At 64.9% G+C, this 15059-nt stretch carries 15 protein-coding genes; 7 read left to right on the forward strand and 8 right to left on the reverse strand.

Going from position 1 to position 15059, the window contains the following annotated elements:
* Nucleotides 1–9 precede the first annotated feature (9 nt).
* Both PG887_RS16370 and PG887_RS16375 read left to right on the forward strand, forming a co-directional pair.
* A complete protein-coding gene (locus tag PG887_RS16370; protein WP_043154052.1) occupies nucleotides 10–720 on the forward strand; it encodes an HAD-IA family hydrolase in 711 nt (236 codons plus the stop codon).
* 71 nt (nucleotides 721–791) lie between these two features.
* The gene (locus PG887_RS16375) at nucleotides 792–1196 is read left to right on the forward strand and encodes a hypothetical protein (RefSeq protein ID WP_143238281.1); all 405 of its coding nucleotides are present in this window, start codon (nucleotides 792–794) and stop codon (nucleotides 1194–1196) included.
* A gap of 151 nt (nucleotides 1197–1347) precedes the next feature.
* Here the strand turns inward: PG887_RS16375 and PG887_RS16380 are convergent, their stop codons facing one another.
* The 4 genes from PG887_RS16380 to PG887_RS16395 form a co-directional block, all read right to left on the reverse strand.
* Entirely contained in the window at nucleotides 1348–2118 is a 771-nt protein-coding gene (locus tag PG887_RS16380; protein WP_270822296.1) for a gamma-glutamyl-gamma-aminobutyrate hydrolase family protein, read from the reverse strand.
* A gap of 363 nt (nucleotides 2119–2481) precedes the next feature.
* Nucleotides 2482–3291: a sugar-phosphatase gene (gene yidA / locus PG887_RS16385; RefSeq protein ID WP_270822297.1), complete on the reverse strand. Its 810-nt coding sequence runs from the start codon at nucleotides 3289–3291 to the stop codon at nucleotides 2482–2484.
* Between the two features lie 113 nt (nucleotides 3292–3404).
* Nucleotides 3405–5069, reverse strand: coding sequence for a DUF342 domain-containing protein (locus PG887_RS16390; protein WP_042864529.1), 1665 nt, complete (start codon nucleotides 5067–5069; stop codon nucleotides 3405–3407).
* 117 nt (nucleotides 5070–5186) lie between these two features.
* Nucleotides 5187–5426, reverse strand: coding sequence for a hypothetical protein (locus PG887_RS16395; RefSeq protein WP_270822298.1), 240 nt, complete (start codon nucleotides 5424–5426; stop codon nucleotides 5187–5189).
* 37 nt (nucleotides 5427–5463) lie between these two features.
* Between PG887_RS16395 and PG887_RS16400 the strand changes: the two genes are divergently transcribed.
* Nucleotides 5464–5979 (forward strand): metal-dependent hydrolase, encoded by a 516-nt coding sequence (locus tag PG887_RS16400; RefSeq protein ID WP_010672710.1) that lies wholly within the window; start codon nucleotides 5464–5466, stop codon nucleotides 5977–5979.
* Here the strand turns inward: PG887_RS16400 and PG887_RS16405 are convergent.
* Both PG887_RS16405 and PG887_RS16410 read right to left on the reverse strand, forming a co-directional pair.
* Nucleotides 5976–7151 (reverse strand): competence/damage-inducible protein A, encoded by a 1176-nt coding sequence (locus PG887_RS16405; protein ID WP_270822299.1) that lies wholly within the window; start codon nucleotides 7149–7151, stop codon nucleotides 5976–5978. The genes PG887_RS16400 and PG887_RS16405 overlap by 4 nt on opposite strands.
* Nucleotides 7152–7179: 28 nt before the next feature.
* Nucleotides 7180–8424, reverse strand: a complete 1245-nt coding sequence (locus PG887_RS16410) for an HD-GYP domain-containing protein (protein WP_270822300.1) — start codon at nucleotides 8422–8424, stop codon at nucleotides 7180–7182.
* A gap of 144 nt (nucleotides 8425–8568) precedes the next feature.
* Here PG887_RS16410 and metA point away from each other — a divergent pair, with 144 nt between their 5' ends.
* A complete protein-coding gene (gene metA / locus PG887_RS16415; RefSeq protein WP_010672713.1) occupies nucleotides 8569–9516 on the forward strand; it encodes a homoserine O-acetyltransferase MetA in 948 nt (315 codons plus the stop codon).
* A 6-nt stretch (nucleotides 9517–9522) separates the two neighbouring features.
* Here the strand turns inward: metA and PG887_RS16420 are convergent, their stop codons facing one another.
* Nucleotides 9523–10041, reverse strand: a complete 519-nt coding sequence (locus PG887_RS16420) for a phosphatase domain-containing protein (protein WP_104455160.1) — start codon at nucleotides 10039–10041, stop codon at nucleotides 9523–9525.
* A gap of 149 nt (nucleotides 10042–10190) precedes the next feature.
* Here PG887_RS16420 and PG887_RS16425 point away from each other — a divergent pair, with 149 nt between their 5' ends.
* Nucleotides 10191–10661, forward strand: a complete 471-nt coding sequence (locus tag PG887_RS16425) for an Lrp/AsnC family transcriptional regulator (protein WP_010672715.1) — start codon at nucleotides 10191–10193, stop codon at nucleotides 10659–10661.
* Nucleotides 10662–10716: 55 nt separating this feature from the next.
* Here PG887_RS16425 and PG887_RS16430 read toward each other — a convergent pair whose 3' ends face one another.
* Entirely contained in the window at nucleotides 10717–12681 is a 1965-nt protein-coding gene (locus PG887_RS16430; protein WP_270822302.1) for an LTA synthase family protein, read from the reverse strand.
* Nucleotides 12682–12938: 257 nt separating this feature from the next.
* On the opposite strand from PG887_RS16430, the gene PG887_RS16435 reads away from it, so the two are divergent.
* Entirely contained in the window at nucleotides 12939–13217 is a 279-nt protein-coding gene (locus tag PG887_RS16435; RefSeq protein ID WP_039039795.1) for a DUF2442 domain-containing protein, read from the forward strand.
* Between the two features lie 117 nt (nucleotides 13218–13334).
* Complete coding sequence (locus PG887_RS16440) at nucleotides 13335–14951, forward strand: alpha-amylase family protein (protein WP_104455162.1); 1617 nt, start codon at nucleotides 13335–13337, stop codon at nucleotides 14949–14951.
* Nucleotides 14952–15059: the final 108 nt, after the last annotated feature.

Here is a 15059-nt window from a genome sequence, read left to right on the forward strand (position 1 = left end):
GGAACAGCCATGCAGTTTTACCGTCGCTGGCAGCCGGTGGCCGCCATCTCGTTCGATCTGGACGACACCCTCTATGACAACGGCCCCGCCATCGCGCGGGCGGAACAGTGGATGCTGGACCACCTGCGCAGCGAATACCTGGCTACCGCCATGCTGGACAAGCCGCGCTGGCTCGCGCTCAAGCGCCAGTTGCTGCTGGACCACCCGGCGCTTAGCCACGACGTCAGCCTGGCGCGCCAGCGGGGCATTCGCGAGGCCCTGGTGCAGGGGGGCATGGAGCCCGGGCTGGCGGAGCAGCAGGCCAGGGCGGTGTTCACCGGCTTCATGGCCGAGCGCTCGAAGATAGAGGTGAGCGAGGCGACTCACGCCCTGTTGGCTCGTCTGGCGGCGCGCTACCCGCTGGCGGTGATCACCAACGGCAACCTGGATCTGGAGCAGGCGGGTCTGGCTGGCTACTTCACCCTGGTCTGCAAGGCGGGAGCGGGAGCCAGAATGAAACCGGCACCCGACATGTTCGTGCAGGTGCAAGAGGCCCTGGGGCTGGCCCCCGGCCGCATCCTTCATGTGGGGGATCACCCGGTGACCGACGTGCTGGGGGCCAGGCTGCACGGCTTTCGGGCCGCCTGGCTCAACGAGAGCGGTCAGTCCTGGCAGTCGCTGTCGCTGCTGCCGGATGTGGAGCTGGGGCAGTTGCAGGATCTGGCCACCCTGCTGCTCTGAGCTGGGGATGAGGGACAGATTCCGTGATCTATATCTGACAATAACAACAAGGGAGCAAGGGCGTGAAGGGAATGAAGGGTGTCATCTGGCTGGCGATCCCCGTGGTGCTGGCGGGATGCGATCTGGTGCAAGACCGTTACCGGATGGAGTTCAGGGACGGATCCTGGCGGGAGATCGCCATCTCCCCGTTTTCCAACGAGGCGCGCTGGCGCGAGGGGTGTGCCACCGGCGAGATCCAGGTGGACATGACCCTGCCCCTGAAACGGGGCAAGGTGGTGAATGGCCGGGAGCAACTGCTCATCGGCGGCGAGCTGTTCGAGCTGGAGGATGCCCGTCTCTATCGCGGCAACGGCATGGTGCTCGGGCAGGCCCCGGACCATATCCAGCGGGGCCTCAAGGGGCTGGATGTCTGCCGTACCCTGCGCCCTGATCGCGGAGCCCTGCCCAAGCTCAAGGGCAAGGGATTCGGCGACTAGCCCGTCTGCTGCCTGAGCGGGCAGGAGGCGTCGCCGAAGGCAGTGGGCAGCTTGATGGCGTGGGGGGGTCACAGGCCCGCCACGTCGGATGCCTCTGGGCAGCCCCCGATGTACGAGGCCCTGCCCAGGCTCAAGGGCAAGGGGTCGGCGACTAGCCGACCTGCTGCCTGAACCGGCGGCAGGCGTCGCCAAAGGCAGTGAACAGCTTGATGGAGTGGGGGTTCTCGCTGGCCTTCCACTCCGGGTGCCACTGCACCGCCAGCAGGAAGGGGGAGAGGGCGGGAGCGTGGATCGCCTCGATCAGCCCGTCTTCGGCATGGGCCAGGGGGGCCAGCCCCTTGGCCAGCGTCTTGATCCCCTGCCCATGGAGGGAGTTGACCGGAATCGACGGTTGCTCCATCAGCTCGGCCAGCCAGGTACCGGGCACCAGCTCGACCTGATGGCTCTCGCCATACTGCTCGTCCACCGGGTCATCCGCATCCTCCCGATGATCGTCATAACCCGGCTCGCAATAGACCTTCTGGTGAATGTCGCCCCCCAGGGCCACGTTGATCTCCTGCATGCCGCGGCAGATCCCGAGGATCGGCAGGCCACGGTCGAGGGCGGCGCGCACCAGGGGAATATCGAACAGATCCCTGTCCCTGTCCTGGGGCTTCTCCGGGGTGAGGTTCTCCTGGCCATAGAGGGCAGGATCGATGTTGGAGCCAGCACCGCTCAGATAGACCCCGTCGGCGAGGTCCAGATACTGCTCCAGATCCTCGGTGCCACAGCAGGTGGGCACCAGCAGCGGCACGCAGTCGCTGATCTCCACCAGAGGCTTGATGTATTTGTGGGTCATGACCTGGTAGGCGTGGCCACTGCGGGTCTGGGCCCCCATGGTCATCAGCACGACGGGTTTGTTATGGGAACTGGGGTTGGGCATAGGTCACCTTGGCTATCCTTGGCGGTCTCATCCTGCGCCTTGGGAAGGCCCTTGCCGCCTCGGCTCGCAAGGGCATGCCTCAAGGCATGGTCGTGGGATCAGGGTCGCGCCAGCGTGCCAGAATCGTCGGTCAGCCTTGGCAACGACAGCCTGGATCCTGCCTCCAGTCTGCCAAGGCCGTTCAATATGTCAAACAAAATGATGCAATTATGTTAACCGTTGATGTCGAGATACGGCTGAGAGTCCCATATGAAGGGACTTGAGGGGGGATGCCTGGTGCGGCGAGAGATTTGATGGTGGATATATTAAACATCTGGCCGGGCGGCCGGATAGCAGAAGGGGCCCACAGGGCCCCTAGTCGACTCAGGCGTTCAGGATGAAACGTTCGATCACCTGGGCGGCCCCGTCTTCATCGTTGCGCCCCGTGGTGTGCTGTGCCAGCGCTTTGATCTCGTCGGTGGCGTTGCCCATGGCGACCCCGAGTCCGGCGTAGGCGATCATGTGGTGATCGTTGCCCGCATCCCCCACCGCGATCACCTGGGAGGCATCCAGCCCCAGGTGCTCGGCCAGGGCGGCGACGCCGGTGCCCTTGTTGCTGCGCTTGTTCATGAACTCGAGGAAGTAGGGGGCGCTGCGCACCACGGTATAGCGCTCGTGGAGTTCGGCGGGCAGCTGGGCGATGGCACGGGAGAGCAGGGGCTCTGGGTCAATCATCATCACCTTCATGATCTGCTCGTCGTCGGGCAGGGTGGCGAAGTCCACCAGGTTGATGGGTTGACCGATGAGACGGGATTCGTGCTCGGTGTAGGGGCTGATCTTTGGGCTGATGAGCCCCTGGCGGACGGAGAAGCCGTGGATGTTCACCCCCAGCTCACAGGCCAGGTGGGCGATGGCACGGGCGTCGCTGCCGGTCAGCAACTGGCTGCGGATGATGCGTTGCTCGGATACCTGCTGCACCAGGGCGCCGTTGTAGCAGATGACGTAGTCATCCTGGCCGGTGAGGCCCAGCTCGGTCAGGGCGGCGGTCATGCCTTCCAGCGGGCGGCCGGAGGCCAGCACCACGGTCACGCCCCTGGCGCGGGCTGCCGCGATGGCGGCCTGGGTGCGGGGGGAGATTCGGCCCTCTGGGGTCAGCAGGGTGCCATCCATATCCAATGCGATCAGCTTGTACATCTTCTCACTACCTGAGTCTGGCCGGCCCGCCCGATGGGGCCATGGGGAGGCCGAGTGTAGCGAAAAACGCCGCCGGGATCACGCCGCCTGCCGACGCGGGGGCTCGTTGCCCCTCAGCGTTGGCCCTGGTAGGGGGTCAGTTGCAGCTGATCTTCCCGGATGGCGAAGTGGATGGGGCCGTGCTCGATGTCGACCCTGTTGTGGTGATGGGCCATCTCCACCTCGACGCCGGGGAAGAGGCGCTGGGTGGCGATGATGTCCATGTTGGCCATGAGCGCCTGCAGCTCCCGTTGCGCCTCGGCGAGCTGCTCGTCCAGGCTCTTGCTCTCGTCGAACTGGCGGGTGCGCAGCGCCTTGATCTTCTGCAGGGTCTCGGGATTGCGCTTGTCACGGGGCAGTTGCAGCAGCCGCAGGATGAGATCCTGCAGCTTGTCTATCTGCTCGGCGCAGGTCTGTTTGCGCTGGCGCAGCGCCAGCTCCTGCTCCTTCTGGCTGAAATAGCCACCGAGGATCTGCAACCGGGTCCGGTTGGCCGCCGAGGCTCCGAGCACCGGTGCCATGATGAGCCGGTTGGCGATGTTGATGCCGCCGATGAGGTGCCCCTTGCGCATGGCGCTGTCCCCCACCTTGAGATCCTGGCCGCTGCGGCAATAGCAGTGACTGAGCTGGCTCAGGATATGGATGTCGCCATCGGCCTCCAGCCTGGCGTACTGGGCATAGCTGGCGTGGATCTCCCCCCCGGCGTTGAGGTGGCAGAGGTATTCGTCGTCCGCCAGCTTGCGCCCTATGATGCCGTTGCGCACCGTGATGGTGCCGCCGGATTCGATGTAGCCGCCCTCGACGAAGCCGCCGATCACCACGTCCCCGCTGGTCTTGACGCGCATGCCGGGCATGACGTCCCCGGTGACCAGCAGCGATCCCTCGAACTCGACGTGGCCGTGGCGGATGTCGACCTGCTTGACGTTGAGTACCTCGTCGACCCGCATCCCGGCACGCTCCTGACAGGGGAGCCCCGGGCGGGTCGCCAGCAGCAGGTCCGGATCCTCGGGGGAGAGGCAGGTGCCGTCACCCGGGGTCATGGCGCTCTCCTTGCCGTGGCGGGCGGTCAGGGTCTGGCCCGTCACGGTGAAGCCGTCGATGCCCTGGGTGGCGGGGTGCCTGCGCATCAGTAACGCCCCCGCCTTGACGGTGAGCAGGGTGCCGAGGTCGCGCATGTCCACCTTGCCGTGATCCCGCTCCTGGGGTTTGAGGATCCGCTCGGCTGCGGTCTCCACCAGCCGCTCCAGGCGGGTATCCAGGCCGTGCCTGGCGGCCTTGCCGAGGGCGATGACGGGATTGAGCTGGGCACCGGGGGCCGCCTCACCCGCCGCCTGGATGGCGGCGGCAAGCAGCCGCTCGCTCACCCCCTGCTTGACCGTGCTGGCCGCCAGGGCCTCCTGCAACCGGGCCAGGGTCAGGGGCTGACCACCCCAGTCCGCGGTGATCTGCGCCCTGGCGCTCATCTGGTCCTTGTCCACCTGGATGAGCAGCCTGGCATCCTGGCGCCGGGCAATGGGGACTGGCGGATGCGCGGGGGCATCCGGCTCTGCAATGAGGGCATTGAGCAGGGTGACGGCTTCACGGATCCCCTCGCCGAGGGGTTCGTAGCGCCGACAGTTGGAGAGTCGCAGCAGGGCCAGGACGTCGCTTTCCTGGATGGGCTCGGTGAGGCCCGGGGTGATGCGCAGGCAGACATAGCTCATGTCGGCCGACAGCTGAAACCACGCTTTGCTTAACACCGGGCCCTCCTTCGTTGTCCCTGTCCGGTTTGCCCCATGCCGGGGCCTCTCCTTGCCGGCATCCAATGCCGCCGGGGCGGATCCAACGCGCAGTATTCGGGTATTTTTCCTTCCGGGTCAATGATCTGAATGCAAATGGGTGAGCCGGGTTGAGGAAATTTCGGCTGACGGGAGAGGGGCGGAGCCGGCCATGTCATGGGCTCCATTGCGGTTTTTTAGCGCAATATGCTGACTTTTTATTCTTTCGCTATCCAGAGTGTCCATCACGTTGAGGGAGGCGATGCAAATCACCTTGCCAGGCAGGAAGAGAAGGATTTTAATCTGCCGCCGCCCCAGGGCGAGGACCCTGGTCGCCATCGATCAGCCCCTTTTTCTGTCCAACCGAACGAGCCCCATGACCGCCCAAGGCCACCTGCTGTTTTCCGTCACCTGCGTCCTGCTTGCCCACAAGGTCGAACTGACTCCGGCCCTGGCCGATGCCAGCCTGTGGCACATCGTCCCCATGGCCCTGGCGAGCGCCCTGCTGCCGGATCTCGATCACCCCCGTTCCCTGCTCGGGCGGCAACTGCCCTGGATCTCGGGGCCGCTCTCCCGGCTGTTCGGCCATCGCGGTTTCACCCACAGCCTGCTGGCGGTGGGGATGGGGGTCTGGGGGCTGGCCCAGGTGGAAGCCCCCTGGTTGCTGTCGGGGGCGGTGAAGGATGCCCTCATCGTGGGCTATCTCAGCCATCTGCTGGGGGACTGGCTCACCCCCATGGGCATTCCCCTGCTCTGGCCCTGGCGTCGGCGCTTTCGCCTGCCCGGCCTGCCCCTCAAGAGCGGCGGGGGTTACGAGAGGGCCTTCTGCCTGCTGACCCTGGCGCTCGCCGGGTACTGGGTCCATGGCGGCGCAGGTTTGGCTCACTTCTAGCCCCGGGCGCCCTCCTGGCATCTGGCCGTTCGGGTCAGGGTGAGGTAATCGGCGAGCACCGGCAGCCCCAGCAGGTGGCGGCGCAGCATGTCGAGGGCGGCGAAGGCGAGGACCCGGCGACCGCTCGCGGGATCCGGGTGGCTGACCCTGAGCGTCTGGCCGTGCAGTTGCCCGTCGGCGCAGAGCAGCAGCGGCACGCCGTCCGGCCCGGCACGGCCTATGGTGAGGCTCAGGGGGGCGGCGGGCACCGCCAGTTGAGTGAGGTCGTCGCTCAGGGTGTGGCTGAAGCCGGCGGTCAGGGCCGGGTGCCCGTGACACATGGTCAGCAGGGCGCCCCGGCTCTCCCCTTCCTGCAGGTGCAGCGACCGCTCCCCCAGCAGGGCCAGGATCTGGTTGGCAGGCGCCTCGTTGCCACGCCCCACCAGCCAGGGAGCGATGGCCGCAAGCAGCCTCGCCTCGGCGGCGTCCATGTCGGCGGTGCTGGCACCGTGGCCGATGAGCTTGAGCTCGATGAGAGGCATGGAGGAGCGGTAGCCCAGCTCGATGCCGGCAGGCCAGGGGGCCGCATCCAGCATGTCGCTGAGGGCGGACTCCGAGACGCCGAAGGTGTAGAAACGGCGCAGCTCGGTGTCGGTCTCTTCCCCGGCCAGCGCCTTGAGGCGGGGCATGATCTGTTCGCGCACCATCTGCTTGAACTCGAACGGCACGCCCGGGGTGAAGAAGAGCCGGCTCTGGCCGTGGCTGGCCGGGTGGCAGACCACAAAGCCGCAGGCGGTGCCCACCGGGTTGTCGAGGATCTCACAGTCCCGGGGCAGCCAGGCCTGCTTGGTGTTGCTCCGTGCCATGGTGCGGCCCCGGCTGGCATAGCGTTCGGCCATGGTGGCGAGCCAGTCCGGGAACAGGGTCAGGGGCTGGTCAAACGCCTCGGCCGCGGCCTGGGCGGTGAGGTCGTCCGCCGTGGGGCCGAGCCCCCCGCACACCAGTACCACCTCGGCGCGGTTGGCGCTCTCCTGCAGCACGGCTGTCAGATCCGCGAGGTTGTCCCCCACGGTGGCGCGGCGGCGCACCTGCCAGCCCTGCTCCAGCAAGAGGGCACTTAGCCAGGCGGCATTGGTGTCCACCACCAGGCCGGTCACTATCTCGTCGCCTGTGCTGATGATCTCGATGCGCATGGGGACTCCTTGGGTGGGGCCAGCCCTCTCAGGGCTTGCCGTGTTCGAAGTAGTAGCTGATCCGGGTGCGGGGGTTGAGGTATTCGAACACCGCCGGGGGCAGGCGTTTGGGCTGGATCACCTTGGCGATGGTCAGCCCGGCCGCGTCGAGGTCGATGATGGCCGCCTCCTGGCGCGGAATGCGGGGGTCGTATACCAGCACGGCGGGGTAGAGCAGGCGGGAGGCGTTGACCGACATCACCAGCCCCACCTGGCCGTTGGAGAGCTGCACCACGCTACCCGGGGGGTAGACCCCCATCAGCCGGATCAGCATGCCGAGGTGATCGGCGTTGAACTGGGACTTGCGCTGCTTGTAGAGGCTGCCGAGGGCCGCGTAGGGCACCTTGGCCTCCAGGTGGCAGAGGTTGTCGTACTCGTTGATGAGAGAGACGATCTGGGTGAGGGGATCGAGCTGATCGCCCTTGAGCCCCTGGGGGCCGGTGCCGTCCAGGTACTCATGGTGGTTCTGCACTATCTGCTTGGCCGCTTCCGGAAAATCGCTGACCAGCCCCAGCAGTTCCAGGCCGTAGCGGGGATGCTGGGCCATCAGGTTCTGCTCCGGCTTGGTCAGCGGCTCCGTCTTGCGCAGGATCTGGCTCGGGATCCTCAGCTTGCCGATGTCGTGGAACAGGGCCCCCATGCCGACCTGGCGGATTGCCTCGGCCGGCAACTTGCACTCCCGGGCGAGCAGCATGCTGAGCACGCTGACGTTGAGGGAGTGAAACTGCAGGCTGTTGCCATCATCGCTGTCAGAGACCAGGTGCAGCACCATCTCGTCCACCGAGAGGAGCTGCTCCGTCATGGCGTTGATCAGCTCCTGGGCCTCGCTGATGGCGATGAGGGGGCGGGACTGGATCTTGCCCATGAGGTTGCGCACCTGGGCCAGGGATTGGCGGAACTGTTTCTCGCACTGCTGCAGGTCGCGGCGATAGCGCTGCAACTGCTCGATGCGCCGCAGTTTCTCCTGCTGCATCTCCTCCTGGCGGGCGACAAGACCCTCTCCTTCAACCTCATCCGCCTGGGACTGGGTTTGTCCGAGGGGCTTGGGCGGCGTGTCGCTCTTGTCGGGAATGATGGTCACCAGCTTGAGGCCAAGGCGACGAATGAGCTCGATCTCCTCCTCGCTCTTGAGCTTGAAGCAGGAGAACAGAAACGGGTGCTCGCGCCATCCCAAAGGCAGGGAGACATAATTGCCGACTTGCAGCCGTTCTACGGAGATCTTGATTCCTGTCATGGGGTTGGGCACGAGGGACACACTGAGCCGTATGCTAGTCAAAGGGCGGGGTGAATACAAAAGGTATCTGATGACAGCGGGAGCGCTTTATTATAGGCTTCTAGATGTCCAGACATATTTACCGATGCAGTACAGGGAGTCAGCATGCCGATCAAGATCCCGGACCAGTTGCCCGCCGCCGAAGTGCTTGGGCAGGAGAACATCTTCGTGATGACGGAATCCCGGGCCGTCACCCAGAACATCCGCCCGCTGCGGGTGCTCATCCTCAATCTGATGCCCAAGAAGATAGAAACCGAGATCCAGCTGATGCGGATGCTCTCCAACTCGCCCTTGCAGGTGGACGTGGATCTGTTGCGCATCGACGATCGGGAGTCGAAAAACACACCCCAGGCGCACCTGGAGAACTTCTATCACGACTTCGAGCAGGTGAGAGGCAACAACTACGACGGCATGATCATCACGGGGGCGCCGCTCGGGCTGGTGGAGTTCGAGGAGGTGGTCTATTGGCCCCGCATCGTCGAGATCATCGAGTGGTCCCATCAGCATGTCACCTCCACCCTCTTCCTCTGCTGGGCGGTGCAGGCGGCGCTGAAAGCCTTGTACGGCATGGAGAAGCAGACCCACGGCGAGAAGCTCTCCGGGGTCTATCGCCACCACCGCCTCGACGAGCACGAGGCGCTGCTGCGCGGCTTCGATGACGAATTCGTGGCGCCCCACTCCCGCTATGCGGCCTTCGACGGGGATCTCATCCGCGCCCACACCGATCTGCAGATCTTCGCCGAATCGGAAGAGGCGGGCGTCTATCTGGCCGCCACCAAGGATTGTCGCCAGGTGTTCGTCACCGGCCATCCGGAATATGACGCCCTGACCCTGGATGGGGAATACCGGCGGGATCTGGCGGCCGGGCTCACCCCCGTCATTCCGGTCAACTATTACCCGAACAACGATCCAAGCCAGACCCCGCGCGCCACCTGGCGAAGCCACGGTCACCTGCTGTTTTCCAACTGGCTCAACTATTACGTCTACCAGTTGACCAGCTACAAGGTGGAAGACATCGGCAAGGTGTTTACCTACCAGCAGCCCAAGGGATAGAGCCCATCAGTCCGCCCCGGTCAGCCGCCGCCCACGGGTATCGAGCCAGTGACGGTGGCAGGCCAGGGTGAAGGCCCGTGGCCGTCTGGCCCGGATGAGGGTCATGGCCTCCTGCTGGGGCAGCCCCTGGGTCATCAGCAGCAGGGCGGCCGCCAGCCCGGTACGCCCGCTTCCTCCGTGGCAGTGAATGGCAAGGTGCCGTCCCTCGCGTAGCAGGGCGAGCAGTCGGGGTTGCACCCCGGGCCAGGCCTGTTCGAAGGCGGCATCCGGTGCCTCGTCATCCGCAATGGGCAGATGGAACCAGCTCATGCCTCTGGCCTGCACCAGCTGCCCGAGAGAGAGGGACCCGCACAGGGCTAGCTCCTCCACCGTCATCAGGGTCAGCACCCCGCCGGCACCGGCCAGCTGCAACTGGGCAAGGGCGTCGGCCATGGGGACCTGCTGGCTGCCGGGGCAGGGGGTGAGCAGGAGCTGGCCGTCGAGCCGTGGAACGTCCAGGCTCCAGAAGGGATGGGCACTGATCATGGGGTTCCTCGTGGTGTTCGGGGTCAACGGGATGGGCATCCCGCGGGTGCGGCACAGCATAGAGGGGCCGGAGGCGATGTCAATCTGCGTTGTGTTCGGCCCGGTTTACGGGCAGAGTCTAAAAAAATCGAGCGATGCAAGGAGTAAAGATGAGAAACCTGGATCAACTGGACTTGGACATCCTGGCCCATCTGTTTCGCGATGCGGGCATGACCAACAAGGATTTGGCGGCCCTGGTCGGGGTGGCGCCGTCCACCTGTCTGGAGCGGGTGCGCAAGCTGCAGCAGGATGGCGTGCTCAAGGGGGCGCACTGCGAGGTGGATTACCAGGCCCTGGGCGGTCACATCCAGGCCATGGTCTCCCTGCAACTGGCCCGTCACAGCCGCCAGATCATCGATGCGTTTCGCGACGCCATCCTGGCCCTGCCCGAGGTGATCAGCCTGTTCCACATGGGCGGCAAGGATGATTTCCTGGTGCACCTGTGCGTCTCCGATACCGAACACCTGCGCAATTTCGTCTTCGATCACTTCACCTCCCGGGAAGAGGTGGTGCACCTCGAGACCTCCCTGGTGTTCGAGCACAGGTTCAGCCGCTCGCTCCCCTGCTTCCCCCACCCCTGATGGGGCGAGCCGCAAGAAAAAACCGCCCGAGGGCGGTTTTTTTGTGGGCGGTTCCTCAGTTGAGAGCCAGCCGGCTGTCCTGCGCCGTCCGGTAGAGCCCCTGCTGATAGGCCAGGCTGCCCCACAGGACCAGCCCCAGGGCGGCATCTTTCATGGTGTCCGGCTGCTGCGCCGGGGTGAGCGTTTCGGTCGCATCCTCGTAGATGAAGCCTTCCGGCGCCCGCTCGGGCTGCAGGATCACCACATCCTTGCCACGCATCAGGGCGAAGTTCTTGTCGTACTGCATGATGGCGCGTCCCGGCCAGTCGGCGGGCATGCGGGTGAGATCCTTGCCCAGCATGGGGTAGTCGGCACTGATGCCCATGAGGGAGAGCAGGGTCGGGGCCATGTCGATCTGGCTGACGATGCGGGGATCCTTTCTCGGTGCAATGCCGTCCCCCAGAATGACCCCCGGGATGTGGAAGCGGGGGATGGGCACCAGGCTGGCTCCCCCGACCCGGCTGTCGTGATCGGCGATGACCAGGAACAGGGTGTCCTGCCAGTAGTCCGATGCCCTGGCTTTCTTGAAGAACTCGCCGACGGCGTAGTCCGCGTACTTGGCGGCGTTGTTGCGGGTCTGCTTGGGCTGCTCGTACAGGGCGATGCGGTTGTCGGGGAACTCGAAGGGATCGTGGTTGCTGGAGCTGAACACCAGGCTGAAGAAGGGTTTGCCCTCCTTGTGCAGCGCCGCGAAGGTCTCGTTGGCCTTGGCCATCAGATCTTCATCCGAGGCGCCCCAGGATCCCTCGAACACCGGGTTCTTGAAGTCCTTCTGCTCGACGATGGTGGTGAAGCCGTTGCCGAGGAAGAAGCTGCGCATGTTGTCGAAGTGGCTCTCGCCGCCATAGATGAAGCTGGTGTCATAGCCTCGCTGCTTGAGCAGGTCGGCGATGGTGAAGAAGTTGGTCTGGCTCTTGCCGAGCTTGACCACGGCCTGGGCCGGGGTCGGCGTGAAGCCGGTGAGCACCGCCTCGATGCCGCGTACCGAACGGGTACCGGTGGCGTAGAGCTGCTCGAACGCCCAACCCTCTTTCGACAAGGCATCGATGTTCGGGGTGAGCGGCAGGCCGCCGAGGGAGCCGACGAACTGGGCCCCCAGACTCTCTTGCAGCAGGATCACCAGGTTTTTGGGCTTGCCCTGGTAGCTGGCCGTGTTGAAGGTCTGGCTCGGCAGATCGGCAGAGGTGAAATCGCCGAGAGGGCGACCGCTCTCCTCGCGGACTATGTCGAGTACCTGATGGTCAGCCATCTTGCCGTAAAACTGGCTGGCGTCCTCCTCGGCCCCCATCTGCTTGATGGCAAAGAAGAGGGAGTAGGCGGAGTTGACGGTGAGGGCGTTGACCAGGGGATCGTCGGCAAAGGCCACCATGGCCGGATTCAAGGCGCGATGGCCGAGACTGGAGCGGGCGCCGAGGAAGCCGACGGCGAGGATCAGCAGGGCGAAGGCGGGGCGCCAGTACCAGCGGGGGAAGCTTAGGTCACGCACCAGGCGGCCGCTCAGCCACCAGCCACCGCCCAGCACGGCGCCGCTGAAGATCACGGCCAGCAGCAGCTCGCCCTTGCGGCCAGCCCACAGCATGGAGAGCACCTCCTTCGGATAGATGAGGTACTCCACATAGAGGCGGTTGGGGCGTACCCCGTATTCGGTGACGAAGGCGGGAGTGGAGATCTCGAGAAAGAGCATCAGCCAGAGCCCCAGGGTGAGCCAGATCCGGATAAGCTGCATCCAGAGCCGCCCCGGCGCGTGGGGTCCGGCCAGCAACTGGGTCAAGACGGCGGGTACGCCCCAGACCCAGCAGAGAGTGGCGACGTCGACGCGAATGCCTTGCAGCAGCATCTCCTGCCAGCCAGAGACGGCATCCACCCGTTCCAGTTGCCAGAGCCCCAGGCCAAGGCGGCTGACGGTCAGGGAGGTGAGCGCGATCAATGAAAAGACGGCGATGGGCCAAACCGGTCCCAGCCATTGTCTGATGGTGGTCATATTGTTCCTGCAAACCTGTTTGCGCCCAGTCCCCGGGCGCATTGTTGTTATGGTGCAGGAGTATGACAGTGGCACCTGGCAAAGGTTGCATGGGCATGGGGTATAAATGGAGAAGCTGGCACGTTTTATGATTTTTTGTGACGGGATGCAGGGTTCGAAGAGAGCATAAAACGCTGGGGAAACTGTGATCCTGCTGGCACATCGAGACAATGGTCTTGCCTATAATGGCGCCGGATTTCTCAATCGGAGCCGAAGGGATGCCGGTCTTCATCGATGTGGAATATATGCAGGGCTGGTCTCTGTTCGTGGTGCTCTCCGACGGCACCACAGGCGTGCTGGATCTCACCCCCTGGCGCGGCCAGCCGCTGTTTGCGGCCATGGAGACCGAGCGTCGCTTCGCCCGTGTCTTCATCGATGATCGCCATCAACTGGCGTGGCCCTCGGGCTTCACCCTGGCGGCCCACGAGGTCTACCACCTGATCCTGCCCATCGACGAGCGTGCCGCCTTCCCCGATCGCAACATGCATCGCTTCTGACATGCTAACTCGTTGAGTCAGGTAACGTTTTCAGTCACAGACCCGCGTCGGTCAGGTCGTTATCATGACCCTAGTGCGGCGCTTTGGGCGCCCATCCACCACAGCGGGAACATAACAATGAAACAAGGAACGTTGCGTCGTAGCGGCCTCATCGGGGCCGCCCTGTTACTGACGGCTTGCGGCAGCGGGGGAGGCGGTGGCAGCAGTGACCCCCAGCCTCCGGTGGTCAATCCACCCCCCGCGTCGGCCAGCCGCGCCTGCTACGGCAATGATCAGCCAGCCTGCAACCTGCGCACCTACCAGGTGATGGTGGAGTCCTTCGTCGACGGCGACGGCAGCGCCAACTACGGCGTCGGCTACGGCCCCTCCCGGCACAACGGCGATCTGCAGGGGATCATCGACAGCCTCGACCACATCAAGAGCCTCAACGTCAACGCCATCTGGCTCACGCCGGTGTTTGACTCCTGCGCCGGCCAGGCCGGGGACGACCGGCTGGATGCCACCGGCTACTTCGCCTGCGACTTCTTCAACGTGGATCCCAACTTCGGCAGCAACGCCCAGCTTAAAAAACTGGTGGACGGGGCGCACCAGCGCGGGCTCTATGTCTTCCTCGACGGGGTGTTCGGCCACGTCAACAAGGTGGGGGTGAGCAAGCCTTCACCAGAGGGGCGGCTGCCTGCCCTCAAGAGCGGCGGCGCAGGCTACCCGGGTCAGCTGGTGGATTACGGCCAGCCCGAGAGTCTGGCCTACTTCAAGGAGGTGGCCCGTTACTGGGTCGAGCAGTACGGCATCGACGGCTGGCGCCTCGATCAGGCTTATCAGTTGGGGCTGGATGACTGGCGCGCCATTCGCAGCGAAGTGGCGCAGGCCAGCGCGGCGCGCAAGGCCGCCGGCCAGCAGTGGGGCACCCTCGGCTACATGGTGGGGGAAGTGTGGAAGGGCGCCGACGAGATCCGTGCCCAGGCCTATGGCCCGAGCGACAACCCGGCGCTCTCTTCGGCGTTCGACTTCCCCCTGCGCTACGGCCTGGTACAGGCGCTGGCGGTGGAAGAGTCTGGCAAGGGCGGGCAGGGGGCCAGCGTGCTCGACGCCAGTTGGAACAAGGTGGAGAACTACCCGGACCACGCCATGCCCAACCTGATGCTGGGCAACCACGATCTGGTGCGCTTCGGCGATCTGCTGGAGCGGGGTAACTTCAATGGGGCGGACTACTGGCAACGCCACAAGGCGGCCTTCAGCTTCATGGCCGCCCGCTCCGGTCCCATTACCTTCTACTATGGCGAGGAGTTTGGCGACGAGGTGCCTGGCTTTGCCAGTCAGGTGGGGGGCGACTGTGCGGCCCAGGGGCTCTGCGATGATCACGTGGCCCGCAGCGATGGCAAGGTTCCCGGTGTCACCGGCTTCGTGCCGAGCAGCGAGCAGAGCGATCTGAAGCAGTGGCTGAGCGATCTGCTGGCCTTGCGCGCCGGGCACCCGGCCCTCTATCAGGGGGAGCGGGTCAAGCTGGTGGCCGAGGGGAGCGTCTATGGCGACATCAAGCAGACGGCGGGCGAGCAAGTAGTCTACCTGCTCAACGTCTCCACCACGCCCCAGAGTTACGCCGTGCCGGTCGGCAAGCTGCGCAGCGGCAGCGCCCTGGTGGATCTGCAGAGCGGCGAGAACCTGGCCATCGGTGGCAGCAGCGTGACGGTGGACTTGCCGCCCCTCACCGGCCGCTTCCTGCTGGTGCGCTGAGGGAGGAAGACAACAGAAAGGGCTCCATTGTGGCAATGCTGATCAGTTAAGGATCCATTGACCGATCCTTCTGCTGTAGGACAATCCGGAACCAATCACTGGTTCCGG

Origin of the sequence: Aeromonas sp. QDB14 (assembly GCF_027707845.1) — a bacterium.
Lineage (GTDB): Bacteria > Pseudomonadota > Gammaproteobacteria > Enterobacterales > Aeromonadaceae > Aeromonas > Aeromonas caviae.